General features: G+C 71.0%; 17 protein-coding genes. 7 read left to right on the forward strand and 10 right to left on the reverse strand.

The window, feature by feature from the left end:
• The 3 genes from ACH4D5_RS28440 to ACH4D5_RS28450 all read right to left on the reverse strand — a co-directional run.
• A partial coding sequence (locus ACH4D5_RS28440) for a phosphoadenosine phosphosulfate reductase family protein (protein ID WP_398307838.1) occupies positions 1-272 on the reverse strand: 272 nt, incomplete at its 3' end.
• Positions 273-298: 26 nt separating this feature from the next.
• Positions 299-844 carry an adenylyl-sulfate kinase gene (cysC, locus tag ACH4D5_RS28445; RefSeq protein WP_398307840.1) on the reverse strand — a complete coding sequence of 182 codons (546 nt, stop codon included), beginning with the start codon at positions 842-844 and terminating at the stop codon, positions 299-301.
• A gap of 4 nt (positions 845-848) precedes the next feature.
• Entirely contained in the window at positions 849-3,971 is a 3,123-nt protein-coding gene (locus tag ACH4D5_RS28450) for an amino acid adenylation domain-containing protein (protein ID WP_398307842.1), read from the reverse strand.
• A gap of 341 nt (positions 3,972-4,312) precedes the next feature.
• On the opposite strand from ACH4D5_RS28450, the gene ACH4D5_RS28455 reads away from it, so the two are divergent.
• Positions 4,313-5,482, forward strand: coding sequence for an argininosuccinate synthase domain-containing protein (locus tag ACH4D5_RS28455; protein WP_398307844.1), 1,170 nt, complete (start codon positions 4,313-4,315; stop codon positions 5,480-5,482).
• A gap of 94 nt (positions 5,483-5,576) precedes the next feature.
• On the opposite strand, the gene ACH4D5_RS28460 is transcribed toward ACH4D5_RS28455, so the two are convergent.
• The 7 genes from ACH4D5_RS28460 to ACH4D5_RS28490 are packed head-to-tail and all read right to left on the reverse strand — an operon-like array spanning position 5,577 to position 18,143.
• Positions 5,577-6,560 carry an aldo/keto reductase gene (locus ACH4D5_RS28460; RefSeq protein ID WP_398307846.1) on the reverse strand — a complete coding sequence of 328 codons (984 nt, stop codon included), beginning with the start codon at positions 6,558-6,560 and terminating at the stop codon, positions 5,577-5,579.
• A 47-nt stretch (positions 6,561-6,607) separates the two neighbouring features.
• On the reverse strand, positions 6,608-8,212 hold the full coding sequence (locus ACH4D5_RS28465; RefSeq protein WP_398307848.1) for a condensation domain-containing protein: 1,605 nt from the start codon (positions 8,210-8,212) through the stop codon (positions 6,608-6,610).
• Entirely contained in the window at positions 8,209-11,433 is a 3,225-nt protein-coding gene (locus tag ACH4D5_RS28470) for an amino acid adenylation domain-containing protein (RefSeq protein WP_398307850.1), read from the reverse strand. The genes ACH4D5_RS28465 and ACH4D5_RS28470 overlap by 4 nt, the downstream gene beginning before the upstream one ends.
• Positions 11,430-12,239, reverse strand: coding sequence for a thioesterase II family protein (locus ACH4D5_RS28475; RefSeq protein ID WP_398307852.1), 810 nt, complete (start codon positions 12,237-12,239; stop codon positions 11,430-11,432). Before ACH4D5_RS28475 ends, ACH4D5_RS28470 begins: the two co-directional genes overlap by 4 nt.
• The gene (locus tag ACH4D5_RS28480) at positions 12,236-12,496 is read right to left on the reverse strand and encodes an MbtH family protein (RefSeq protein ID WP_398307854.1); all 261 of its coding nucleotides are present in this window, start codon (positions 12,494-12,496) and stop codon (positions 12,236-12,238) included. The genes ACH4D5_RS28475 and ACH4D5_RS28480 overlap by 4 nt, the downstream gene beginning before the upstream one ends.
• Before the next feature lie 47 nt (positions 12,497-12,543).
• A complete protein-coding gene (locus ACH4D5_RS28485) occupies positions 12,544-14,754 on the reverse strand; it encodes an acyl-CoA dehydrogenase family protein (protein WP_398307856.1) in 2,211 nt (736 codons plus the stop codon).
• A gap of 41 nt (positions 14,755-14,795) precedes the next feature.
• The gene (locus ACH4D5_RS28490) at positions 14,796-18,143 is read right to left on the reverse strand and encodes an amino acid adenylation domain-containing protein (protein WP_398307858.1); all 3,348 of its coding nucleotides are present in this window, start codon (positions 18,141-18,143) and stop codon (positions 14,796-14,798) included.
• A 255-nt stretch (positions 18,144-18,398) separates the two neighbouring features.
• On the opposite strand from ACH4D5_RS28490, the gene ACH4D5_RS28495 reads away from it, so the two are divergent.
• From ACH4D5_RS28495 to ACH4D5_RS28520, 6 genes are all read left to right on the forward strand, one after another.
• Positions 18,399-19,163, forward strand: coding sequence for a sulfotransferase family protein (locus ACH4D5_RS28495; protein WP_398307860.1), 765 nt, complete (start codon positions 18,399-18,401; stop codon positions 19,161-19,163).
• 75 nt (positions 19,164-19,238) lie between these two features.
• On the forward strand, positions 19,239-20,177 hold the full coding sequence (locus ACH4D5_RS28500) for a thioesterase domain-containing protein (RefSeq protein ID WP_398307861.1): 939 nt from the start codon (positions 19,239-19,241) through the stop codon (positions 20,175-20,177).
• On the forward strand, positions 20,174-20,959 hold the full coding sequence (locus ACH4D5_RS28505; protein WP_398307863.1) for a class I SAM-dependent methyltransferase: 786 nt from the start codon (positions 20,174-20,176) through the stop codon (positions 20,957-20,959). The genes ACH4D5_RS28500 and ACH4D5_RS28505 overlap by 4 nt, the downstream gene beginning before the upstream one ends.
• Before the next feature lie 32 nt (positions 20,960-20,991).
• Entirely contained in the window at positions 20,992-22,923 is a 1,932-nt protein-coding gene (locus ACH4D5_RS28510; RefSeq protein WP_398307865.1) for an amino acid adenylation domain-containing protein, read from the forward strand.
• Complete coding sequence (locus ACH4D5_RS28515; protein ID WP_398307867.1) at positions 22,920-24,257, forward strand: MFS transporter; 1,338 nt, start codon at positions 22,920-22,922, stop codon at positions 24,255-24,257. The genes ACH4D5_RS28510 and ACH4D5_RS28515 overlap by 4 nt, the downstream gene beginning before the upstream one ends.
• Before the next feature lie 318 nt (positions 24,258-24,575).
• On the forward strand, positions 24,576-25,253 hold the full coding sequence (locus tag ACH4D5_RS28520; RefSeq protein ID WP_398307869.1) for a response regulator: 678 nt from the start codon (positions 24,576-24,578) through the stop codon (positions 25,251-25,253).
• The last annotated feature ends 22 nt before the right edge of the window (positions 25,254-25,275 follow it).

Genomic DNA, 25,275 nt, shown 5'->3' on the forward strand with positions numbered 1-25,275 from the left:
ACGTGCAGCCGCAGCCCGTGCTCGGCCACCACCCGGTCGCGGTACTCGATGACCTCGGGGAAGTTGTGCCCGGTGTCCACGTGCAGCAGCGAGAACGGGATTGCCGCCGGGGCGAACGCCTTCAGCGCCAGATGCAGCATGACGATGGAGTCCTTGCCGCCGGAGAAGAGGATCACCGGCCGCTCGAACTCACCCGCCACCTCCCGGAAGATGTGCACCGCCTCGGACTCCAGAGCATCCAAGTGGGTGAGTACGTACGGGCTTTCGGTCACGTGTGGCAGCGAAGGCACGCTGATCGTCACGCCAGACCCCTTTCGACGAGCAGCGCGTACAGCGCGGCTGCGGACTCCTGCACGGTCTGGTTCTGCGACTCAATGCGCAGGTCGGGCGACTCGGGCGCCTCGTAGGGGTCGTCGACCCCGGTCAGACCGGAGATCTCGCCCTTCGCCTGCTTGGCGTACAGACCCTTCACATCGCGCACGGAGCACACCTCCACCGGCGTCGCGACATGCACCTCGACGTAGGCGGTGTCGCCCGCCTGGTGGCGCTTGCGCACCGCCTCGCGGCTGTCCGCGAACGGCGCGATCACCGGCACAAGCGCCAGCACGCCGTTGCGGGCGAGGAGTTCGGCGACGAAGCCGATGCGCTGCACGTTGGTGTGCCGGTCCTCCCGGCTGAAGCCGAGGCCCGCCGAGAGGAACTCCCGGATCTCGTCGCCGTCGAGCACCTCCACCCGGCGGCCCTCCGCACGCAGGCGGCCCGCCAGTTCGTACGCGATGGTCGTCTTGCCGGCGCTGGGCAGGCCGGTGAGCCACACCGTCCCGCCATCGTCGGTAGTGGGCATGCGGTTACCAGCCGATCGACTGGTAGAAGGCGGCGTACCGCCGGAACACGTCGCGTCCGACGGGCGGCCACGCCAGGCCGGCCTCGGTGGCCAGCCGCTCGGCCCGCTCCCTGCCCACCGCCGCCGGGTCCTGGCGGAAGAGTCCCGCGAGGCTCTCCTTCACCCGCAGTCCCCCGTCGCCGTCGGTGCCCGCGTCGTCCTCGGGCGGCGGCAGCAACGCGAGGACCCGTACGAGGTCGCTGTTGTCCGGCGACGCGGCGGACTGCCGCCGCACCTCTTCCCAGAACACCGGGTACGCCACTTCGGTGAGGAGGAAGATTTCCTGGAACACGGCCATCAGCGCGTCGAAACCCACCGCGTGGGGCTGCACCTCGTGCAGCCACCCCCGCTCGCCCCGGCAGGCGGCGGCGACCACCAGCGCGCTGACGTGGTCCACCGGCGTGTAGTCGGTGACGATGGGGCTGGAGAACCACATCCCCGTCTGCAGGCAGGCCTTGACGAGCAGGTCGTGCAGTCCCGAGCGGCTGGGTACACCGGTCACGGAGTGCGGGGTGACCTCGCCGAAGCGGTGGACGGTGACGGGCAGGCCTCGCTCGGCGGCCTCGGCGAGCAGCCGTTCGGCGACCCACTTCGACTGGCTGTAGCCGTCGGCGGGCACCACGTCGGCGGGCACGGGGCCCTCGGGGATGAACCCGACGCCGTCCTCCCCCGTGGTGAACACTCCCAGGGTCGAGACGAAGTGCAGTTGCTTGGCGCGGTGGGTGGTGGCGAAGCGGAGGATCTCCACGGTGCCGTGGACGTTGGCTCCGCGGTGGGCGTGGTAGCCGCGGGCGAGGTTGACCATCGCGCCGTTGTGGACGACCGTGTCGACGCGCTCGGCCAAGGTGGTGAACTCCGCCTGGTCAAGACCGAGTCGAGGCAGACGCAGGTCTCCCGGCACCCCCTCGATCCGGCCCGCGTACGTCTCGTCCCAGAGGCGGTACTCGCGCAGGTTCGCGACGACCCGCTGCCGGGCGTCCGTCGCGTCGTCCGCCCGTACCAGGCAGTGCACGACCGCCTCCGTGCCGACCAGCAGGTCGTGCAGCAGCTGACCGCCGACGAAGCCGGTGGCGCCGGTCAGCAGCACGTCACACGGGGACGCGGGCCCGGTGACGACGGGCGGCGGGACGATGTCCTCGGGCAACACCGCGTCGGCGTCGAGGAGTTCACCGAGCTCGCGGGCCGCGGCCTCGTCGGCGGCGCCGTCCGGGGCCGGCTGGTGGGCGTCGTGTCCGGTCAGGAGGGCCACCTGCTGATCCACGGTCGGGCGCTCGTACACGTCCCGCACCGACACTCGCGTACCGAACCGTTCGCTCAGGGCCACGGCGAGGCGCTGAGCACCGAGCGAGTCACCGCCCAGTTCGAAGAAGTCGGCGCCAGGGTCGACCTGTCCGACGGGCAGGAAGCCCAGCCAGGTGGCGCGGACCACGACCTCGACGGATTCCGGGGCGTGCTCCGCCCCCGCCGGTCCGCCGGTGACGGTCGGCTCCGGCAGGTCGGGCTGGTCCGTGGCGTGGCCGGACTGGGCCAGCTGTTTGAGTGCCTTGCGGTCGGCCTTGCCGTTGGGGGTGAGCGGCATGGCGTCCAGGACGACGAAGCGGCGCGGTGTCAGCGCGGGCGGCAAGCTCGCAGCGGCGTGCTCCCTGAGCCGGGCGGTACCGAGTTCGGCGGAACGCACGGTCACGAAGGCGACGAGTGCCCGGCTGTCGCCCTCCTCGTGCACGATCACCTTGGCCTCCCGCACCAGCGGGTGGCTCAGCAGCCCCGCCTCGACCTCCGACAGCTCGATGCGCACGCCACCGATCTTGACCTGGTGGTCGAGGCGCCCGACGAACTGCAACAGCCCGTCCGGCCGCCGGTAGCCGAGGTCACCCGTGCGGTACAGCCGGTCGCCGGGGATCTCGGGGAAGGGGTTGGGCACGAAGACGGCCGCGGTCTTGCGGGGGTCCTTCACGTACCCGAGGCCGAGACACTCGCCGCCGATCCAGATCTCGCCGGTCTCCCCGCTCTCCACGAGTTCCGCGCGGTCGTTCACGATCACCGCGTAGGTGTTGTCGATGGGGCGGCCGATCGGCATGGGGTCGCGGTCCGCGTCGCTCACCGTGTGGAAGACGCTGCCGATCGACGCCTCGGTCGGGCCGTAGGTGTTGATGATGTCGACGTCCGGGAGATAGGACCGGAAGGTGCGGACGGCATCCGCGGTCATCTCCTCGCCGCCGATGAGCAGCCGGCGCAGGGAGCCGAGGCGGTGGATCAGGCCGGGCTCCGTGGTGAGCAGCTCCACCAGCGTGTTGAAGATCGAGGGCACGAAGTCGGTGGTGGTGACGGCGTGCCGGTGGATGACGTCCACGGTCGCCTCGAGGTCGAGGATGCCCGAGCGCTCGGGTATCACGACCTGGCTGCCCGTGGTCAGGGGCCACAGCAACTGCCAGAGTGACGAGTCGAATTGGTGCCTGCTGTTCTGCAGCACGACCTCGTCCACCTGGCTGCTGAGCCTGCGGCTCATGTAGGCGAAGCGGTTGAGCAGGCCCCGGTGCACGTTGAGCGTGCACTTGGGCAGGCCGGTGGAGCCGGAGGTGTAGAAGCCGTAAACGATGTCGTTCAGGGTGGCCGAGGGCATGGGCGGTGGCGCTGCGTCGCGCGCCGGTTCCGTGGGCCGCACCGGCAGTACGGGGACGGCGAGCGGGAGTCGGCGGCCGCCCTCCGAGGTCAGCACCACCTTGGCGTCGAGCGTCTCGATCATCCGGACGAGGCGGTCCACGGGGCCCGAGTCGTCGACCGGGACGAACGGTGCCGCGAGCTTCATCGCCGCGATCATCGCGAGGGGCAGCTCCGCTCCCCCGTCGACGACGAGCGGGACGAAGTCGCCGCGCCCGACGCCGAGTTCGGTGAGGTGCCGGGCGAGGGCGTTGGCCCGCTCGTCGAGGTCCCGGTAGGAGAGCGTCAGCGAACCGTGGGTGACGGCGGGCGCCTGCGGCGTCGCGGCCGCCCTGGCCTCGAAGAGCTGCAGGACGGTGCGGTCTCCCGGATCGTCGGCGGATGGCTCCGCAACGTCACTACGCGACCCGACTCGATACCGCTCGGACATACCGGACGCCCCCTTGACGGGCCGCTTCGTGGGCGGCCTACTGTGCCCCGACTGTTCGGACTTGTTTCGACTGAACCGAAAGTTCCGAACCGGGAAAACGAATCGTGATTCCCCGAATATTCCGGAACAAGGTAAGGCCGCCGCAAGGAGTCGCGGTACCGCTACGTGATTACCACGTCCGTAAGCATCGCAATTACAGATGTGACTCCTTCGGCGACCTGACCGTCGCAGGTGGAGTGAGCGTTGACGCAGCGAGAACGGGGATACTGATGTCACGGACCGGTCCGTCACGGAATTCGGTATCCACAATGTCGACGCACGGCCCCGGGGGTAATACGCAGATGGATTTGAAACAACTCAAGGGCCTGCGCGTGGGCCTGTTCACCTCGGGCGGGCTTTCCAGCACCGCCGTCGCCGCGTGGCTCGCGGAAAATGATGTCGACGTGACCTGCTACGTCGCCGACATCGGCCAGCAGGCGCCGCTGCCCGCGGGGGAACTCGCCGCGCGCCTCTCCCAGTACGGACTGAAGTCCCAGGTCGTCGACCTGCGTGCCGAGATGGCCGGCACCGCGCTCGACCTCGTGACGTACCAGGCGACCTACGAGGGCGGTTACTGGAACACCACCGGTGCCTCGCGCGCGGTCCTGGTCGGCGGGCTCGGCCCGGTCCTGCGCGCCGACGGGTGCGACGTACTGGCCCACGGCTGCGTGGGCGGCGGCAACGACCAGTCCAGGTTCGCCCGTTACGCGGCACGCTTCACGCCCGACCTCACGGTGTTCACGCCGTGGACCAGGGCGTGGATGCTGGAGCGGTTTCCGACCCGCGCCGACATGAGCGCGTACCTGTCCGGCCTGGGTTACGCCAAGGAGCTCACGGACTGGGTGGCGTACTCGGTCGACGGTGGGCTCGCCGGCTTCTCGCACGAGAGCGACGCACTGGAGTCGCTGACCACCGCGCCCGCGTCGGTGGAGCCGCTGATGACGGTGTGGCCGCAGGACGCGGCCGCCGAACCCGAGACGTTCACCGTCCGCTTCGAGGGCGGACGTCCCGTCGCGGTGGACGGCACCGCGGTCACCCCGCTCGAAGCGATGGAGCGGGCCAACGCCCTCGGCGGCCGGCACGGGATATCGCTGCGCACCGTGGTCGAGAACCGGGTGAACGGGACCAAGTGCCGTGGCGTGTACGAGGCGCCGGGCCTCGACGTCCTCGGCCCCTGCCTCGACGCGCTGTACCAGGCATGCCTGGACAAGCCCTCGGCGGCGCTGCTGCGTCAGCTGTCCGCCACGCTCGGCACCGCCGTGTACGAGGGGCGCTTCCACGACGCGTCCGGACGGGCGGCGGCGGGCGGCGTCGACCTTCTCGCGGCCGGCGTCAGCGGCACCGTGGAGGCGACGCTGTACCGGGGGAACGTCCAGGTCCAGCGGTTGCTCGACCTCACGGACGCGCCCGGGACGGCGCGCCAGACGCGGTTCACGCACGGCGGCCACCACTGGATCACGCAGGCGGGCTAGCACCTCGCCTGCCGGACCGCCCGAAAAACCGGGGGCGGGGAGTTCAACTCCCCGCCCCCGGCTTTCTTCGGCCGGCCCTACCGGGACCGGGCCGTCACTGCGACCAGGCCGTCGGCGTACGGTCCCAGCGGTGCCTGCGCAGCTCGGCGTACAGCTCCGCCGACAGCGGCTCCGCCCCGCTCACCCCGAGGTTCGCCGCGACGTGGCGGACGCTGCGCATGCCCGGGATCACGGTGCTCACCGCGGGGTGCTGCAGGATGAACCGCAGCGCCAGCTCGGGCATGGTCATGTCCGCGGGCACGACCTTCTTGAGCGCGTCCGCGCGGTCGACGCTCGCGTGCAGGTTCTCCGGCACGAAGTACGAGCTGCGCCAGTCGTCCTCGGGCCAGGTCGTGTCGTGGGTGAGGGTGCCGGTCAAGGTGCCCTCGTCGAAGGGGACCCGCGCGATGACGGCGATGTCCCGCTCCTGGCAGGCAGCGAACAACTCGTCCTCCGGCGCCTGGTCGAAGATGTTGTAGATCACCTGGACCGAGTCGACGAGCCCGGTGTCGAGCGTCTTGAGGACGTTGGTCGGCTCCCAGCGGTTGACGCTGATGCCCACGCCCTTGACGACTCCCTCGTCCTTCAGCCGACGGATGGGGTCCTGCCAGCTCCGGTCGTCGGCCCAGCTGTCCTCCCACACATGGAACTGCAGCAGGTCGATCGATTCCGTGCCGAGCCCCTCGAGGCTCTTGCGGGTGTATTCGAGGATGTGGTCCTCGGGAAATACATCGGCAAGCCTGGAGTCCCGCGTCGAGGGCCACTTGCGGTCCTTCGGCGGAATCTTCGTGGCGATGTAGAGCTGTTCTTCCGGGTGCCGCTCAAGGAGCTTTCCGAGCAATTCCTCACTGTGGCCGCGCCCGTAAATCCAGGCGGTGTCGAAGAAGTTGCAGCCGCCCCGGATGCTCTCCTCCAGAGCCTCCTGGCCCGTGGCGTCGTCAGCGCCGGACCAGCCGCCTTCGCCTCCGGCTATTCCCCACATTCCATAGCCGACTTCGCTGACCTGCCACCCGAGCCTGCCGAAGCGTCGGTACTCCACGATCGAACCTCGTTTCCGCTTGTCACTGATTCACTGCCGCATTGCTGTCAGTCCGCCCGGCGCACGATGGCGGACAGGGCCCGCACCATCGACTCGCCGATCCTCGGCGCGAGCGTCCCGGACACCTGTGCGGGGTCCACCCGGATGCTCAGCTCGTAGGTCTTCCGCTGCGGGAGCCGGTTCACCTCGACGAGCACCGGGAAGTTCGTGCGGTCGGCGAAGCTCCACCGGTCGGTGCTGATGCGGCGCAGGGAGTCGACCTTGTCGAAGACGTGGAAGTCCGTGTAATTGAACATCGCCTCGAAGGGAGCGTGCCCCAGGTCCTTCTGGATCCGGGCCAACGGGTAGCCGCGGTGGGCGAGGTGCTCGCGCTCCGCGTCGAACGCCGCCTGGACCAGCTCCGGCCGGCTGCCGTGCTCCAGCCGTACGCGCACCGGCAGCACGTTGAGGAACACACCGAGCACCAGGTCCGCCCCCTCCGACTCCGGGCGGCCGTTCCCGCACAGCCCGGTCACCACGTCCTCGGTCCCGCAGAGCTCACCCATCGCCCACAGGTGCGCGGCCAGGAAGACGCTCTTGGCCGGGACTCCCACAGCGGCCGAGAACTCCTGCACCCGCGCGGCGAGCTCGTCGGGCAACTCCTGCACCACCTCGGCGACTTCGGGCTCCTCCGTGAGGGAGGGCGCCGGAAGGGCCAGCGACTGCATGCCCTTCAGGAGCTCGCCCCAGTACGTACGGGATGCCGCGTTCCGGGTGGCGCGCTGCTCGGCAGCCACGAAGTCGCGGTAGCGAACCTGCGGCATCGTCTCGAGTCCCGGGCCGTCGTACCCGAGCCGCCGCTCGTACTCGATCAGCACCTCGGTGGCGAGGCGGGCGAAACTCCAGCCGTCGAGGAGGATGTGATGCACCGACAGGGAGAGGTGGAAGGAGTCCTGGGAGAGGACACCCACGTGGATGCGGAGCAGCGGGGCCTTCGTCTCGTCGAAGGCGGTCGCGGACTCCCTGTGCCACCAGTCGTCCAGGGCCTTCTGCTGCTCCTCGTCGGTGAGTCCGCTCAGGTCCTGGGTCTCCAGGGGGACCGTGGCCGTGCCGTGGACCAGTTGCAGGGGCTCGCGGAACTCGGCGAGCTCGAAGGAGGTGCGGAGCATCTCGTGCCGGTCGACGAGCGCCGCCACGGCGTCCCGCAGAGCCGCCTCGTCCCACGGGCCGCTCACGCGCACCCGGGTCAGGTCGTGGTAGAGCGCCGGGTCGTCGCTGAGTTCGCAGTGGTACAGGATGCCCAGCTGGAGCGAGGAAAGCGGGTAGGCGGCCACCACGCCCGCCGGTACGAGCTCCGGGTCGAGGTCGGCGAGCGTCGTCGTGAGCGCGGCACCCGTCGCGGGCTGCTCCGCCGCGGGCTCGTCGCCGACACCCGCCGCTTCGCGGGCGAGTTCACCGAGCGTGGGGTGGAGGAACACCTCTTCCACGCTGATGTCGAGGCCCACCGCGCACGCCTCCGCCACCAGCCGGATCGCCGTGATCGAGTCCCCGCCGAGGGAGAAGAAGTTGTCGTCCGCCGCAATGGAGTCACGCCCCAGCACCTGCGACCACACCCCGCGCAGCCGCTCGAGCCCCTCCCCCGCCGGCATCCCCCGCGCACCTGTCTCCGTCATGTCCTCGCCCCTCCCCTTGCGTCGCACAGGACCGCATCCGGCCGTGCGACTGCCTCTGAAATCACCGCTGTCCAGCGGTCGAGCAGGTCCTCCACCGTGCCGCGCGCGAAGAGGTCGGTGCTGTACTCGACGGTGGCCACCATCTCCCCGGCCACTTCCTCGATCTCCAGCGTCAGATCGAACTTCGCGCTGCCGTTGTGCAGCGGCACCGGCGTCGCCCGCACTCCCGCGAGGCGGGCCTCCGGGCGGCGCGGCCCCTGGTAGGCGAGGGCCGCCTGGACGAGCGGCGGCACGGACAGCACCCGTTCCGTGACGAGTTCCTGCACCAGCCGGTCGAAGGGGACGTACTCGTGCTCGATCGCGTCGAGCACCTGCCCGTGCGCGAGGCGCAGCGCGTCGCGGAAGGACCGGGTGCCCCGGAAGTCGAGCCGCAGGACGACCGTGTTCACGAAGAACCCGAGGACGTCCTCGAAGTCCGGCCCCGGCCGTCCCGCCGCGGGCGATCCGATCAACAGGTCGTCCTGCCCGCAGAGTTCGCGCAGCGCGGCGCCGAACGCGGTCAGGACCACGCAGTACGGGGTGGTCCCCTCCTCGCGCGCGAGCCGGGTGACCGCGGCGAGGAGACCGGCCGGGGTGCTCCGCGACAGGCGGTGGCCCCGATAGCTCATGGCCTTGGGCCGTGGGTGGTCGGCCGGGAGCTCCAGCACCGTGGGTGCGCCGCTCAGCCGTTCCACCACGTGTTTGACGAGGGCGTCCGCCGAGGCGGAGCCGTCCAGGTCCTGCTGCGTACGGATGAAGTCGCGGTATCCGGTGGAGGCTTCCCGCCACGGCGATGCCTCGCCGGCCAGCCGCACCGCGTAGGCCGCCGCCAGGTCCCGGTCGAAGACGTCGCTGCTCACGCCGTCCGAGACGATGTGGTGGGTGACCACGACGAGCAGGTGGTCGTCGGGCGCCACCCGGATGAGCGCGGTGCGCAGCAGGGGGGCGCTCGCCAGGTCGAACGGCTGCCGCGCGAGCTGCTCGGCCCGTACGAGCGGGGCCGCCGCGCCCTGTTCGCCCGCGCTCAGGTCGATGACCGGCAAGGGCACCGTCAAGTCCCGCGCGATCTCGGCCGTCAGGCGGCCGTCCCGGAAGTGGAAGGAGGTCCGCAGGCGCTCGTGGCGCTCGACGACGTCCCCCAGGGCGAGCCGGAGGGCGGCGACGTCGAGGGGGCCGGACAGCCGCAGCGCGCTCGGCACGTTGTACGCGGTGCCGGCCGCCGGCCTGAACTGCCCGAGGACCCACAGGCGTTGCTCGCCGGGCGAGACCGCGTCCTCAGGGGCGGTCTCTCGCGCCGGGGACGGTACGGGGGCGCCGCCGCGGACCAGGGCGGCGAGGTCCTCGACCGTGCCGGCCGCCAGGAACTCGCGTGCGGTCACGTGCGTCCCGTACTCCTGCGCGATCCGGCCGAGGACCCGGGCCATGTGCAGGGAGTCGCCGCCGAGCCCGATGAACTCGTCGGTCCGTCCCACGCGGGGCACGCCGAGCACCTCGCTCCAGAGCGCCGCGAGGCGTTCCTCGTCCGGCCCCACCGGGCGGACGTAGGGGCTGTGGCGCTCCTCCGGCTCGGGCGCGGGCAGGGCCTTGCGGTCCAGCTTGCCCTGGACGGTGACCGGCAGGGCGGGCAGGGCGACGTACGCCGAGGGGATCGCGTGGTCGGGCAGGGACCGGGCGGCGCGTGCGCGCAGCCGCTGCGGATCGGCGTCCCCGACGATGTAGGCGACGAGTTGGGTGTGCCCTGCCTGCGTGGTCATGGCCACCACGGCGCACTCCCGTACCAGGGGGTCCTGTGCGAGTGCCGCTTCCGCCTCCGCCGGCTCGACGCGGTGGCCGCGGATCTTGACCTGGTGGTCGTCGCGGCCCAGGAACTCGATCGCGCCGTCCGCGTCTCGGCGCGCCAGGTCGCCGGTGCGGTACAGGCGGCCGCCGGGGTTCCCGGCGAACGGGTCCGGTACGAAGCGCCGGGCGGTGAGGTCGGGCCTGCCCTGATAGCCGCGCGCCACCGCGCGGCCGCCTATGTACAGCTCACCGGTCTCATCGGGAGGGCAGGGCACCATCGCGTGGTCGAGGACGTACGCCTCGACGCCGTCGAGTGCGGTGCCGATGGGCAGTGTGTTGCCGCCGGGGAGCGGGGCGTGGTCCGGATATATGGCGGCGGTGGCCGTGATCGTGGTCTCGGTGAGCCCGTAGGCGTTGATCACCGGTACGGCGCTGTGCCTGCGCCAGGCGGCCAGGGTGCGGGTGTGCGTGGTGTCGCTGCCGACGACGAGGAGCCGCAGGCTCCCGGGCAGGGGGCGCGGTGTCCGGTCGAGGTCGGCGCACCACTGTGCCCAGTACGGCGTCGGGAGGTTGGCGACCGTCACCCGGTGCGTACGGAGGAAGTCCTCCATCGCGGCGGGGGGCAGCGCGGTGTCGTCCAGGACGACGAGGGTGCCGCCCGCGGCCAGGGTCGGGTAGACCTCCTCGCCGAGTACGTCGAAGCCGGGATTCGTGAACTGGAGCACGCGGTCCGTCCGGGACAACCCGAAGAGCGTACGGATGGCCCGCGCGTGGTTCGCGAGGGAGCGGTGCTCGACGGCCACGGGCTTGGGGAGGCCGGTGGAGCCGGAGGTGTGGATGAGATAGGCGAGGCGTCGCGGGTCGTCGCGTACGGCGTCGTCCACATCGGCGCCCGCCTTGTCCCGGGACGCGCCGTCCACATCGGCGCCCACGCTGTCCCGGGACGCGCCGTCCACATCGGCGCCCGCGCTGTCCCGGGGCGCGGCACTCACGTCGAGCACGGGCAGGTCCCCGGCGACGGCCGCGGCGTCGGCGTCCGGCACGCGCTTGCCGTCGGTGAGCAGCAGCCGCGCCCCGGCGGACCGCAGCAGATACCGGGTGCGGTCCGCCGGGAGCCCGGGATCGAGCGGCAGGTAGGCGGCTCCTGCCTTGGCGGCGGCGAGCAGCGCCGTGACGAGTTCCGGGCCGCGCGGCATCCGGACGGCGACCACCGGCTCCCCCGCGGGAGTCCGGTCCACCGCGTGGGCGCACCGCGTGCGCAGCTGCCGGGCCAGCGCGTCGGCGCGCTCGTCCAGTTGCCGGTAACTCACCGAGACGGCGCCGTGGACCACGGCCACGGCGTCCGGCGCGGCGGTGGCCTGGGCCTCGAAGAGCTGGTGGACCAGCGGTTCCGCGTACGTCACTGGGTGTGCTCGCTCCATCGTCCGTCCGACTGCCGCGTTCCGTCGGCCGCGTACTGCCCGACCAGGTCGCATACGCGGCCGAAGACCTGCCGCGCGTGCTCCGCGTGCAGGTAGAAGTGGTCGCCGGGGAAGGAGAGCTGCTGGAACTCTCCGGTGGTGTACTCCTGCCAGCCCCGGATGTCCGCGGCGGTGGCGGAGGCGTCGTCGACGCCCGACATGACGGTGACGGGGGCGCCGATCCGCGTCAGGGCGCGCGGCCGGTAGCTCTCGCCGATCGCCAGGTCCGCGCGCATCACCGGCAGGATCAGGGGCAGCAGCTCCGGATCGGCGAGCACTTCCTCCTTGCTGCCGCCCAGCGCGCGCATCGCGGCGACCAGCGTCTCGTCGGGGACGTCGGAGCGCATCGAGGTGGTGCGGGACGGCACGGAGGGGGCCGGGGCGCCGGACACGATGAGGTGGGCGGGCCGGATGCCGTACGTCAGCTCCAGCTCCACCGCCACCTCGAACGCCACCAGGGCGCCCATGCTGTGGCCGAAGAGGACCAGCGGGAGGTCCATGAACGTCTGGAGCCGGGCGGCTATGTCGTGCGCCAGGGGCTCGCACCGGGTGTGTGCCGGTTCCGTGAACCGCCCGGCGCGGCCCGGGTACTGCACGGCGCGCAGCTCCAGGTCCGGGCCCGCCCACGTCGACCACCGCTGGTAGGCGCTGGCCGCTCCCCCGGCGTGCGGGAACGCGATCAGGCGGGCCCGGGCCCGCGGCAGCCGCTCGCCGGAGAACCACCGGTCCACCGTGGTGTCCGTGGTCATCGGGGCAGCGCCGGCGAGGGCGCGGCGACGCCGGCCGCCATGTCCTGGCGCAGGCTCAGCGGCCGCAGGTCGGTCCAGACCTCGGCGATGTGCTCCAGGCACCGCGCCTCCGGTCCGCTGACCCCCATGTCGCGCCAGCCCGCGGGGACTTCGCGGCCGAGCGGCCAGATGGAGAACTGCTCCTCATCGTTGGCGACCACGCGGTACTGGAGCTCGCTCTCCTGTTCCGCGGCCTCGGGCTGTTCGGTTGCGGCCATGGACGTCTCCTCGGTTCTCGGTCGTGTGCTGGTTCGGTGGTGCTCGGTCATGGCGTGCCGGTGGGGGCGGTCAGCAGCTCCAGGTCGTTCCCGCCGGACAGCCGCAGCCGTCCCGCCTCGCGGAACAGCCCGGCGGGCGCCCCCATGCGGACGGTCTCCGTGCGGGCCAGCCGGTAGTGGCGCTGCACCGGCAGCTCGGCGGTCAGACCGCGCACCCCACACACGTGCACGGCGGTCGCCGTGACCTCGGCCGCCGTCTCCGCGGCCAGCGCCAGCGCGTCCAGCGCGGCGCGTGCGGCGGGCCGGTCCTCGTCCGCGAGCTCTCCCGCCCTGAGCACCGCCAGGCGCACCGTCTCCACACGGGTCGCCGCGCGCGCCAGTGCGAAGGAGACGCCCTGGAAGTCGTGGAGCACGGCGCCGAACTGCTCGCGGCGCAGCGTGTGCGCGCGGGCCGCGGCGTGCGCGCCCTCGGCCAGGCCGAGCAGGTAGGCGGCCTGCCGGATGCGGGCGCGGGCCGTGAGCTCCGTCCACTGCGCCGGTGACGGCCGGCCCAGGACGTGATCGTGCGGGACGAACACGTCGCCGTGTGCGCCCGCGCCGTCCGTGGGGAGCAGGGCCGCGACCACTCCGTCCGCGGTCTCCAGGAAGAGCAGCCGGTGTGTGGTGTCCGGCTCGTGCGTGTCCTCGGCGGCCTTGAGCGAGACGGTCCAGCCTCCGTCGGCCGGATGCGCCGCGAGGGACTTCCCAGCTCCGAACGAGTCGGCGGACACGGTGAGTTCACCCGAACTCAAGCCGTTCAGCACGGCCTCGTGGGCGCCGTCGGCGGCGCTGAGCCCCGCCACGTCGGCGGTGAGTGCCGTGGCGCGGTAGGGGCCGCCCAGGGCGGCGCGGCCGAGTTCCTCGCACACCACCAGGGAGCCGGGCAGCCCCAGTCCGAGTCCGCCCGCCTCCGCGGGCACCTCGAAGCCGGGCGCACCGATCTCGGCGAGCGCGGGCCAGCTCGGGCAGGACGCGCCGTCCAGCGCCGGGGCGCCGTGGACGGCATCAGTCCCGAGGTCGCGTGCCGCAACGGATGCGAAGCGGGTGCGGATCGCCTGCCGCAGGTGGCGGGTCAGGGTGTCCTCGACCGCTTCCGTGGCGGCCCCCGTACCGCCGCCCTCGCCCGCGGCGACGATCTGGAGCATCATCTCGGAGGTGCCGGCCGAGAAGGTCAGCCCGGGCGCCTCCCGGTACGCGGCCTCGAGGGTCGAGGCGGCGGCCGCCGACAGGGAGGGCGGGAGCGTGTTCGCCCACGCGGCCACCTCACGGGCCAGTTCGCTGGTGACGTACTTGGCCACGGCCGCGCTTGTGGTGTCGGCCTCGTCCAGCCCCTGGTCGAGCTGCTTGAGCACCCACCAGGTGTGCAGCCGCGCGGCCTCGACCTCGGCGCCGAAGCGGCCGCCGCGCTCCAGTTCCGCGGCTTCGAGGCCACCGGCGACCACGGCCGCGTACCACGACTCGGCCTTGAGCGAGTAGTCGAGACCGGTGCGTTCCACGGCGAGCGCCTGGGTGAGCAGCTGCCACCCCTGGCCGACCTCGCCGACGACATCGTCGGCCGGCACCCGTACCTCGTCGAGCACGACCCGGTGGAACTGCTCGTCGGCGATTCCCGCGATGGTCTCCCGGCGCACGCCGGGAGCGTCCATGGCGACCATGAAGAGGGTGATGCCCTGGTAGCGCCCGTCGGGGGCGCCGGTCCGCGCGGCGCACAGGGCGACGTCGGTGATGTCGCTCTTGAGGTTGTACGCCTTAACGCCGCTGATCACGAAATGGTCGCCGTCGCGTACCGCCGTGGTACGCAGCCCGGCCAGGTCGGACCCGGCCCCCGGCTCCGTGTACAGCACGCTCGCGAAGCTCCGGCCCTCCCCGACGGCGGGCAGGTGACGCGCCTTGAGCTGCTCGGATCCGGCGTGCAGCAGGAACATTCCGACGATCTGCACGGTGTTGACGTGCAGCGTGTCCGGCACGCCCGCGCGGGCCAGCTCCTCGGCGACGATCGAGGCCTCGGTCAGCGTGGCGCCTTGGCCTCCGAACTCTTCGGGCCAGTTGGCGGCCAGCAGGCGGCGCCGGCCGAGTGCCCGGTACAGCGGGCGGACGTCCGGTTCCCGGCCGGTGTCGGCCAGGAGCCGGTCCAGCTCAGCTCGGATGTCCCCGGCGCCGAGCTCCTCGCGTACGCGGACGCGGAAGGCTTCCTGGTCCGGGGTGAAGCCGAAGTGCATGTCGCTGGTCTCTTCTCGTTCGTACGGTCCGTGTCACCGGGTCAGCTCTGCCTGTCCCCGGCGTCCTCTAGACGGGTCGCGTCCTCGTCCATGAGGCGGGTCGCGTCCTCGTCGGACATCCCCTCGATCAGGGCGAGCAGGTCATCGCTGCCGTCGGCCTGGGCGCGCAGCCGGTCGACGGTCTCCGCGAGGTGGGCGACCGTGGGCGAGCGGAAGAACTCCGCGAGGCCGACCCGTACCTGGAAGCGTTCGGAGAGCAGCGACATGAGCGACGCGGCCTGGAGGCTGTTGCCGCCGATCGCGAAGAAGTCGTCGTGCACGCCGACCCGCTCCTGCCGCAGAGCCTTGGCGAAGACCTCCTCGGCGAGGACGCGCTCGGTCTCCGTGCGGGGAAGGGCGCCGCCGGTCTCCCGTGCGGCGAGGTGGTCCGGGTCGGGGTCCGGCAGGGCCCGCTGGTCGACCTTGCCGCTGACCGTGAGCGGCAGCGCGTCCAGTGTGACGAAGAAGGACGGCACCATGTAGCCGGGCAGCCGGGCGGCCGCGTGGGTCCGCAGCTCCGCCGCTTCGACGGTGGCGCCCGAGGAGGCGGTGTAGGCCACCAGGTGCCGCTCGCCGTGCGGGTCCGCCCAGGGCACGACGGCCACCTGGCTGACGCCGGGGCAGGTGGCCAACGCGGCTTCCACGTCACCGAGTTCGATGCGCAGGCCGCGGATCTTCACCTGCTGGTCCTTGCGCCCGACGAAGACGAGGCTGCCGTCACGGCGCCTGCGCACCAGGTCACCGGTGTGGTAGAGGCGGCCGTCCGCGGTGCTGTCGAACGGGTCGGCGATCACCTTCTCGCGGGTCAGCTCGGGGGCTCCGAGATATCCGCGCGTCAGGCCTTCGCCGCCCACGAGGAGTTCGCCGATCACGCCGTAGGGCACCGGCTCCAGGTGCTCGTCCAGGATGTGTGCCACGTGGTTGGCGATGGGCAGGCCGATCGGCGGGGAGGCGTCCCAGTGCCCGGGGCATTCGTGGACGACCATGGTGACCGTGCACTCCGTCGGCCCGTAGCCGTTGAAGAAGCGGTGGCCGTCCCGGTTCCAGCGGTTCACCAGCTCGCCGGGGAAGGCCTCGCCACCGACGAAGACGATGCGCAGATCGGGCAGGCGGTCGGGGTCGAGGAGGGCCAGGACCGCGGGCGGCAGATCGACGAGGGAGATGCGCTCCTTCTCCAGCAACTCCTGGAGCAGACCCACGTCCAGCCGCACGTCGTCCGGCACCAGGTGCAACTGTGCTCCGGTGAGCAGCGCGTTGAACGTCTCGCCGACGGAGACATCGAAGTTCGCCGACGCGTAGCCCAGTACGCGGTCGTCGGGGGTGATGTCGAAGAGGTGCCGCGCTGCCTCGACGAAGCCGGTCACCGAGTGGTGCTCGATGAGCACGCCCTTGGGGCGGCCGGTCGTGCCGGAGGTGTACAGGACGTACGCGACATCCGATGGGGAGACCTCGTACGCCGGGTCGTCGCCGTGCTGAGCGGCCAGCTCGTCCGCGAGGTGCTCCAGGACGAGCACGTCGTGGCCACCGGGCAGGCTCCCGGCACACTCCTCGTGGGCGAGCACGGCGACGGGCGCGGCGTCGTCGAGGATGGTGGCCATCCGGGCCGCCGGGTAGCCGGGGTCGACCGGCACGTACGCGGCACCGGACTTGAGCACCGCGAGGACACCCGCGATCAGGTCGGGCGTACGGCGCAGACACAGCGCCACCCGCTCACCGGGCGCCGCGCCGCGTGCCCGCACCACCCGGGCCAGCCGGTTCGCCCGCTCGTTGAGCTCGGCGTAGGTCAGCCGTTCCGTGCCGACGGCCAGGGCCACGGCGTGCGGGGTGGCCCGCACCCGTTCCTCGAACAGCGCGGGGACCGAGAGGTCGGGCACGGCGAGGGCGGGGCCGCGCCACCTCGTCACCATCTCCTCGCGGGCCGCCGGCGTGAGCAGCGGGGTCCTGGAGACCGTCAGGTCGGGGTCGGCGAGGACCGCGGTGAGGGCGCGCTCGTAGTGGGAGAGCAACCCCTCGACGGTCTCGGCGTCGAAGAGGTCGGTGTTGAACTCGGCCTCCACGGCGCTGCCTTCGGGGCGCTCGGTGACGTTCCAGCTCAGGTCGAAGCGGGAGGTGCCGGCGTCGAGGTATTCCTGGCGGACGTCGAGGCCCGGCAGTCCGAGTCCCTTGTCGTCGGTGTTGTGGAAGGCGAACACGACCTGGAACAGCGGGGAACGCGACGGGTCGCGGCGGGGCCGCGCCACCTCCACGATCTTCTCGAAGGGCAGCTCGCCGTGCGCGAAGTCCTCACGCACCAGGGCGCCGACGCGTTCGACGAGCTCGCGGAAGCTCGGGGCGCCCGACAGGTCGGCGCGCAGCGGCAGCATGTTGACGAAGAAGCCGATCAGCCGCTCGACCTCGACCTGGTCGCGGTTGGCCGTGGGCGTGCCGATGACGACGTCGTCCTGGCCGCTGTAGCGGTGCATGAGCAGCAGGAAGGCCGAGAGGTGGACCACGTAGGGGGTGACCCCGCAGGAGCGGGCGAGCCGCGCCACGGGGCCCGTGAGGTCAGGGGCGAGGACCCGGCGCAGGTAGGTGCCGTCGTACGTCGTCTCCGGGGGCCGGGCCCGGTCGGTGGGAAGTTCCAGGGTGGGGGCGCCGGTGAGCCGCTCGCGCCAGTACCCGGTCAGCTCTTCGTAGGTGTCACCGGTGAGGCGGCGCCGCTGCCAGTCCGCGTAGTCGCCGTACTGGACGGCGAGGGGGGCCAGGTCTTCGGCGGCGTAGGCGGCGGAGAGCTCGTCCGCGAAGACGCCGGCCGACCAGCCGTCGAACACGACGTGGTGGACCACGAAGACGAAGAGGTGGTCGTCCTCGCCGAGGAGCGCCAGCTCCGCACGCCACAGAGGCGCTTCGGTGAGGTCGAAGGGGGTGCGTGCCAGCTCGGTGGCGAAGTTCCGGGCGGCCTCGGCGCCCTCCGGGGCGGCGGAGAGGTCCCGCACGGTGAGCGGCACCCCGACCCGGGGGTCGTCCACGGGCAGCACGCGCTGCACCGGGCCGGAGTGCGTGTCGACCAGCGACGTGCGCAGGGTCTCGTGGCGGTCGACCACGGTCCGCAACGCCCGGCGAAGGGCGGGGACGTCGAGGGCTCCCCTGATGCGGAAGCTGCTGGCGACGTTGTACGTGGCCCGGCCGGGTGCGAGCCGGTCGATGAACCAGAGGGTCTCCTGCGCATGGGACAGGGGCGCGGGCTCCTGTGTGTCCCTGGCAGTCAGTTCCTGGCTTCGCCGGCCCTCGGCTCCCGAGCGGAGCTGCGCGAGGAACTCTGCCCGGCGACTCTCGGGCAGTTTGGCCAGTCTCTTGACCAGCTCGCTCATGGCAGATCTCCATTCGGCCGGACTTCGGGTACCGATTCGGAACGATAAAGAGAGGATCCGGGGACTGTCCTCACCATCGGTGCTTGTTCCGGGTAAGCGTGACGCTTACCCCACTGTGGCTCAGCGATGAACGACCGCGTAAAGCCATTCACTATTCCGCGATCCGGCCCCTGGATTAGTCTGCTTGCTGGCCGCGGCTGCCCCATGAGCAGCGGCGGACCACGGTGACCGTGCCGTCAAGAAGAGGAGCCGGACATGAACGACTCGCTGCGCGGCGGAGGTTCGGGGGCGCAGGTCATCGCCTTGTGGAGTGCGCCCCGCTCCCGCTCGACCGCGTTCCTGCGCATGATGATGGGGCGGGACGACGTCCTCGCCCTGCACGAGCCCTTTTCCCGTCTCGCGGACTTCGGTTCCGCGGAGGTAGGAGGCCGGGTGGTGCACTCCGAGGCCGAACTCATCGCCGCCATCGGGGATATGGGAGCGAAATCGAGACTGTTCTTCAAGGACACCACCGATTTCCGTTACCCGGGCGTGCTCGAAGATCAGGAATTCCTGCGCGAGGTGTGCCACACCTTCATCATCCGGGACCCTGCCGAGGTCATCGCGTCGCACTACGCGCTCAATCCCGAACTGCGCCGCGAGGAGGTCGGGTTCGCCCGGCTCCAGGAGATCTACGTGGCGGTCGCGGAGGCTCAGGGAGCCGAGCCCGTCATAGTCGACTCCGACGACCTCATCGAACGGCCGGAGGCGACCGTGCGGGCGTACTGCGAGCGGGTCGGCCTTCCGTTCGACCCCACCACGCTCTCCTGGTCCCCCGGCATGCCCTCCGAGTGGCAGCTGACGGCGCGCTGGCACCAGGACGCCAGCGCCACCGACGGCTTCGTGAAGAGCACCAAGAAATACGCGGACACGGTCGAGAGCAACCCGCTGCTCGCCGACTACCACCGGGAAGAACTCCCCTTCTATACCTACCTGTACGAGCGGCGCCTGCGGCCCGAGGAAGCGCTCTCCCAGCCGTAGCGGCACACGAAAGGGAGCAGAGGAGCCGGGGCGAACGAAAGTGGATCAGTGACGCGAGACGGTAGTACGCCTTCCGTGGACGAGCGCATCAAGGCGCTGTCCCCGGCCCAGCGCGAGCTGTATCTGCGCATGCTCCGGGAGCGGGAGCAGGCCCGGCCGTCCGGCGCGGCCACCGCGCCGCCCGAGGCGGCCCCTTCGTCGGGCGGCGTGATCGTCCTGCGGGAGGGCGCGGCCGGGCGCACCGATCCGATCGTGCTCACCCACCCCATCGGTGGCGGGGTCTTCTGCTACGGGATGCTCGCCCGGCTCCTCGAAGGACCGCGTCCGGTCTGGGCGATCGCCGCCGACGAGACCCTCTCCCGGGAACACCCGCCGACCGTACCGGAGTTGGCCCAGCACTATCTCGACCTGCTCGGCGAGCACGGGGTGGCGCACTCCGCGCTCCTGGGCGGTTGGTCCTTCGGTGGCCTGGTCGCGCACGAAATGGCGCGCCGCCACGCCGCCGCGACCGGGCGGACCGTTCCGGTCGCGCTCATCGACAGCGCGCCGTGGCCGGCCGCGACCGGCCCGTGGTCCCAGGCGGAGACGCTGCGGGCGTTCGTCGAGGACCTGCTCGGTTCGAGCGGCGCCGAGACCGACGGTGTGCCGCTGCCGGACTCCGTCTGGCACGCACCCGTGCCCCAGGCGTTGGAGCGCGCGGCCCGCGGGCTGGCGGATCAGGGGCTCGGCCTCGGGCTCGCCACCGCGGAACTCCGCAGCCGGTACGCGGTGTTCGCCCATGCCACCAGAGCCATGCAGCGGCACACGCCGGGCGCCCATCACGGGCAGGTGACGCTGTTCCACGCCGACGCATCGGACGTCCGTCCGGACACTTGGCAGCCCCTGTGCACGGGGGTTCCGCTGCGGCGGCATCCCCTCCCCGGCGACCACTTCAGTCTGCTGTCCGGGAAGACCGTGCACGACATCGCCCGCATTCTGCTGCACACCGTCAACGAAACTCAGGAGTACCGGTGACCGGGACCGAAGACGACTACCTCCACGAAGCGGAAATCTACGACGTTCTCTGGGCCGATCTGAACAGCTTCGATCTGCCCTTCCTGCTGACCCAGGCCAAGGAATTCGGCGGCCCGCTGCTCGAAATCGGCTGCGGCACGGGCCGGGTATTGCTGCCCTGCATGGCACACGTCGACCGCGCGGTGGGCGTTGACCGCTCCCCGTCGATGCTGGCCCAGGGCCGGGTCAATCTGTCGGAGTCCGGCGTGCCCGAGGAGCGGGTCGGTCTGGTCGAGGGCGACCTGCGCGATTTCGACCTCGGCGAGCGGTTCAACGTCGTCCTCGCCGGCGGTCAGACCATGTTCCACCTGGAAACCGACGAGGACTGGCTGGCGGCGCTTGCCACCATTCGCAGGCACATGCTGCCGGGGGCGCGTTTCGTCGCGGGAGTCCCGGTCTTCCAGGAAGCGGACTTCACCAATTACCACAATCGTCAGCTTTTCGTCGACGAGATCCGTCACCCGCGTACGGGCCGCCGGATCGCCCTGTGGGACTACAGCACCTTCGACTTCGAGAAGCAGAGCATAACCCGTCGCCGGGTGAGCGAAATCCTCGACGAGCAGGGCCTCGTGCTGGAACGCCGCCACGACATCCGCAGGAACATCTACCGGTTCCCGCCGGAAATCCGCGCGTTGCTGGAGCAGGCGGGCTTCCGCATCGAGCACGAGTACGGGGATTACGAGCGCACTCCTTACGCGCCGGAATCCGAGGACTTCGTCTGGGTCGCCACCGCTTCCGAGTGACCGACCCAACCGTCAGAAAAAGGGGAACAGCCGTGTTGAACGCGTCCGAGAATCCGGCAGGGCACAGCGCCACGGGCGTGTGCGGGGTGCTGGCGGAGGTGGTGGGCCGGTGGCCGGAGCGCACAGCGGTCTCCGACGGCGCGCAGTCGTTGTCGTACGCGGAGCTGGACCGCCGGTCGGAGGCGCTCGCCCGGCGGCTGCGGGCGGCGGGCGTGGGACGCGGCTCCCTGGTGGCGGTGTGTACGGACCGGGGTGTGGGCCTGATCGTCGCGCTCGTGGCGGCCCTGCGGACGGGCGCGGGCTACGTCCCCTTGGACCCGGGCTATCCGAGTGAGCGGCTGCGGATGACGGTGGCGGACGCCGGGTGTGTGGCGGTCGCGGCTCCGGGGCGGCTCGCGGAGACGTTCGCCGGGGTCGGCGGCGCGTTCGTCGACCTCGACGTCTCGGCCGCTCCCGATGACGGCACGGAGGACGCCGACGGCGGGTGGACGCGGGTATCGGCGCTGGACACCGCGTACGTCATCTACACCTCCGGCTCCACGGGCCGCCCCAAGGGAGTGGCGGTCAGCCACGACAACCTGCTGCGGCTCTTCTCCACGTCGAAGGACCTCTTCGGCTTCGACGAGACCGACGTGTGGACGATGTTCCACTCGGCCGCGTTCGACTTCTCGGTGTGGGAGATCTACGGCGCGCTGCTGCACGGCGGCCGCGTCCACGTCGTGCCCTATGCCACCACCCGCGACCCGGACGCCATGTGGCGCCTGATCGGCGAGCAGCAGGTCACCATGCTGTCGCAGACACCCACCGCGTTCGCGCACCTGGCGCGCGCGGCGGCCCGCGCCGGCTACGGCCCCACGGGCCTGCGCCACATCGTCTTCGGCGGCGAGGCCCTCCAGCCCGCCCAACTCGTCGACTGGGCCGCGCACTACGGCACCGAAGCCCCCTTCCTGGTCAACATGTACGGCATCACCGAGACCACCGTGCACGTCACCCACCACCGCCTCACCCCGGCCGACCTCAGCGAACCCCGGCCGCACGGCACCCCCATCGGCACTCCTCTGCCGGACCTCACCGTCCACCTCCTGGACGAGCAGCTCCGCCCCGTCGCCGACGACGCGATCGCCGAGATGTACGTCTCCGGGCCCGGCGTCACCAAGGGCTACCTCAACCGCCCGGACCTGACCGCCAACCGCTTCCTGCCCGACCCTCACGTGCCCGGCGGGCGCCTCTACCGCACCGGCGACCTGGCCCACCGCACCCCCGACGGCCGGCTCCACCACCACGGCCGCAGCGACCACCAGATCAAGCTCCGCGGCTTCCGCATCGAACCCGGCGAGATCGAGCGGACCCTCCTCGCGCACCCGGGCGTCCACACCGCCGCGGTCACGCTCGACCGCGGCGACCCGACGCACCCGCAGCTCGCCGCGTACACGGTCCTGGCCCCGGACGTCCCGGCCACCTCGGTCACCCTCAAAACCCTCCACGGCCACCTCGCACAGCACTTGCCGCCGCACATGGTCCCCGCCACGATCACCCCCCTCGCCGCCCTCCCCACAACGCCCAACGGCAAGCTCGACCCGACTCAACTCCCGCCACCGGCAAGAACATGGGACGATGCCGAGCCGGCCGACCAGCCGCGCGACGACATCGAGGGGGGCATCGCGGACACCTTCAGCCATGTGCTGTCCCGTCGGCGCGTCGGCATCCACGACGACTTCTTCGACATCGGTGGGGACTCGCTGCTCGCCATCCGCCTGATGGCAAGGGTGCGGCGTGACTTCGGTGTGCGACTGCAAGTCCGCGTACTCCTCGAAGGGCCCACTGTCGCGCAGCTCGCGCAGGCCGTGACCGCGGAGCTGATGGCGGCGATGGACCCCGATCAGCTGGACGCCCTCCTGGCCGCGCAGGAAACAGAGCCGGACGGTTCGGCCGCGCAGGCACCCACTCACGAAAGGACGACATGAACAGTTCCGCAGACGGGCCGACACAACGACGAAAGGCCCGCAGGGGGGAACTGCGAGAACTGGTCGGTCATCGCGAGTTCAGACTTCTCTACATAGGCCAGACGAGCTCGATCATCGGCGACGCGATCGTGCCGGTCGCCCTCGCCTTCGCCGTCCTCGAGCTGACCGACTCCGCCACGGCCCTCGGCCTGGTGCTCGCCGCGCGGGTGATACCCACCGTGCTGCTGCTCCTGCTCGGGGGAGTCATCGCCGACCGCATGTCCCGCCGGCGCCTGATGCTCCTGTGCGACGCGGCCTGCTTCCTGTCCCAGCTGGCGCAGGGCGTCATGTTGCTCACGGGCACGGCGTCGCTGCCGACGATGGTCGCGCTGCAGTTCATCGCGGGAACCGCGGGAGCCTTCTTCCACCCGGCCGCCACGGGCCTGCTTCCCGAGGTCGTCAAGCCTGCGCAACTGCACAGGGCGAACGGGCTGATGGGGCTCAGTGAGAACACGGCGTACACCGTCGGCCCGGCCATCGCCGGTGTCCTGGTCGTGCTGTTCTCCCCCGGCGCCGCTCTGATCTTCGACGCGGCGACCTTCGCCGTCAGCGCGGCCGCGCTGTACCTCATCCGTCTCGCGCCCGCGTCCGCCGCGGACCAGGAGGAGACGGAGAAGGCCTCGTCGATCATCAACGACCTCAAGCTGGGCTGGGGCGAGTTCAAGTCCCGGACGTGGCTGTGGACCATGGTGGCGTGGGCCGCCTCGTTCCACCTCCTCGTGCTCCCCGCCTGGCAGGTGTTCGGCCCCGCCCTGGCCCGTGACGACCTCGGTGGCGCGTCCGCCTGGGCGATCATCAGCGCGTGCACCGGGCTCGGTTCGATCCTGGGCGGCGTGATCGCGCTCCGCATGCGGCCGCGCTTCATCATGCGCGCGTCCTTCATACCGCTCGGTCTCTACGGTCTGCAGCTCCTGGCCATCGCGCTGCTCGCGCCGGTGCCCGTGATCGCTGTCGCCGCGGTCATCAGCAACATCGGCCTCTCGATGTTCAACGTCTTCTCGCTGACCGCTATGCAGCAGAACGTCCCCATCGGCTCGCTGAGCAGAGTCAGTTCGTACGAGTGGCTGGGCAGCATCGGGCTGCTGCCCGTCGGGCAGGCCCTCGTCGGCCCCGCCGGCGGTCTGACGTCCACGACGACCGTACTCATTGTGGGCGCGATATGGATGTTCCTTACACCCGCACTGCTGTTCGTGGTCCGAGATGCCCGCAATCTGGAGGCGGTACATGAGGATCAGAAATCGGACGGCAAGCTCGCCGAGTTGCGGCCACAGACCGAGGCCGGTTCTCCGTCCTGACGCGGTGGCTTGATCACAACGGCTCCGAAGCTTCGGGGAATTCCGCTCGGGCGGCCTCAAAAGCACACTGTCCAGGGAAACTCAAGCCTTGACCTGCACAGCGAGAGTCGGCAGGGTCTACACCAACCAAACCTCCTCGGTCACTAGCCGAGGAGGATGCGGGACGGGGGAAGACCAACCGGGGGGAAATCAAGCCGTACGCCGTCGCGTCCAGAGGCAGTCGTCTGCCCGGACGCCGTACGGTCATGCGTGCGTGATTTCGGCATCAATACCGTACGCCTTCTCATGTCCCCAGACACGAGAAGCGAAACGGGGACCATGCCGATCAACGTACTCATCTGCGATCAACTGCCCATTGTGCGAAACGGGATCAGTGCGATTCTGGCGCCCGAAGAAGACATTCGCGTCATCGATTCCACGGATTCCGGGATCCACGCGATGATGATTGCCAGGACACGCCGTCCGCACGTCATCATCACCAGCCTCGCGCTGGACGGCCTTTCCGGCCTGGAAATGATCAAAAGACTCCGCAAGGAGGACATCTCCCCTGCTCCGCGCATCGTCGCCTTCACCATGGACGACAGCGACGACGTCATCTCCGCGCTGCTGCACGCGGGCGTGACCGGACTTCTGGTCAAAGAGGTCGACCACGCGGAAATGGTCTCGGCGGTGCACGCCGCTGCGCGGGGACAGATGATGCTGGCGCCCCGGGTCGCCGAGCGTCTCGTCAGCTGGTTCCGCCGGCAGGACAGCCGTCCGGAAGGAGGTCTGCAGCCCGTGGCGGCCGCCCTGACGCCGCGGGAGCGGCAGGTGCTCTCGCTCATCGCGCGCGGCAGGTCGACGGAACAAGTCGCGGTGGACCTCGCCATCGGCATCGCCACGGTACGGACGCACGTGTACCGGCTGCGGAACAAGCTCGAGCTCAGGGACCGGGCCCAATTGGTCTCGTTCGCCTACCGCTCAGGGGTGATGCAGATGGCGACAGCCGACGGCTGATCCCTCAGCGGTTCGACGGAGT

The organism is Streptomyces sp. NPDC018029 (assembly GCF_044327655.1).
Taxonomy (GTDB): domain Bacteria; phylum Actinomycetota; class Actinomycetes; order Streptomycetales; family Streptomycetaceae; genus Streptomyces.

What these genes read in the sequence shown, in the direction of transcription:
- cysC (WP_398307840.1), bottom strand. Translation starts at nt 844, where the DNA reads ATGCCCACTACCGACGATGGCGGGACGGTGTGGCTCACCGGCCTGCCC.
- ACH4D5_RS28450 (WP_398307842.1), bottom strand. Translation starts at nt 3,971, where the DNA reads ATGTCCGAGCGGTATCGAGTCGGGTCGCGTAGTGACGTTGCGGAGCCA.
- ACH4D5_RS28455 (WP_398307844.1), top strand. Translation starts at nt 4,313, where the DNA reads ATGGATTTGAAACAACTCAAGGGCCTGCGCGTGGGCCTGTTCACCTCG.
- ACH4D5_RS28465 (WP_398307848.1), bottom strand. Translation starts at nt 8,212, where the DNA reads ATGACGGAGACAGGTGCGCGGGGGATGCCGGCGGGGGAGGGGCTCGAG.
- ACH4D5_RS28475 (WP_398307852.1), bottom strand. Translation starts at nt 12,239, where the DNA reads ATGACCACGGACACCACGGTGGACCGGTGGTTCTCCGGCGAGCGGCTG.
- ACH4D5_RS28480 (WP_398307854.1), bottom strand. Translation starts at nt 12,496, where the DNA reads ATGGCCGCAACCGAACAGCCCGAGGCCGCGGAACAGGAGAGCGAGCTC.
- ACH4D5_RS28485 (WP_398307856.1), bottom strand. Translation starts at nt 14,754, where the DNA reads ATGCACTTCGGCTTCACCCCGGACCAGGAAGCCTTCCGCGTCCGCGTA.
- ACH4D5_RS28490 (WP_398307858.1), bottom strand. Translation starts at nt 18,143, where the DNA reads ATGAGCGAGCTGGTCAAGAGACTGGCCAAACTGCCCGAGAGTCGCCGG.
- ACH4D5_RS28495 (WP_398307860.1), top strand. Translation starts at nt 18,399, where the DNA reads ATGAACGACTCGCTGCGCGGCGGAGGTTCGGGGGCGCAGGTCATCGCC.
- ACH4D5_RS28515 (WP_398307867.1), top strand. Translation starts at nt 22,920, where the DNA reads ATGAACAGTTCCGCAGACGGGCCGACACAACGACGAAAGGCCCGCAGG.
- ACH4D5_RS28520 (WP_398307869.1), top strand. Translation starts at nt 24,576, where the DNA reads ATGCCGATCAACGTACTCATCTGCGATCAACTGCCCATTGTGCGAAAC.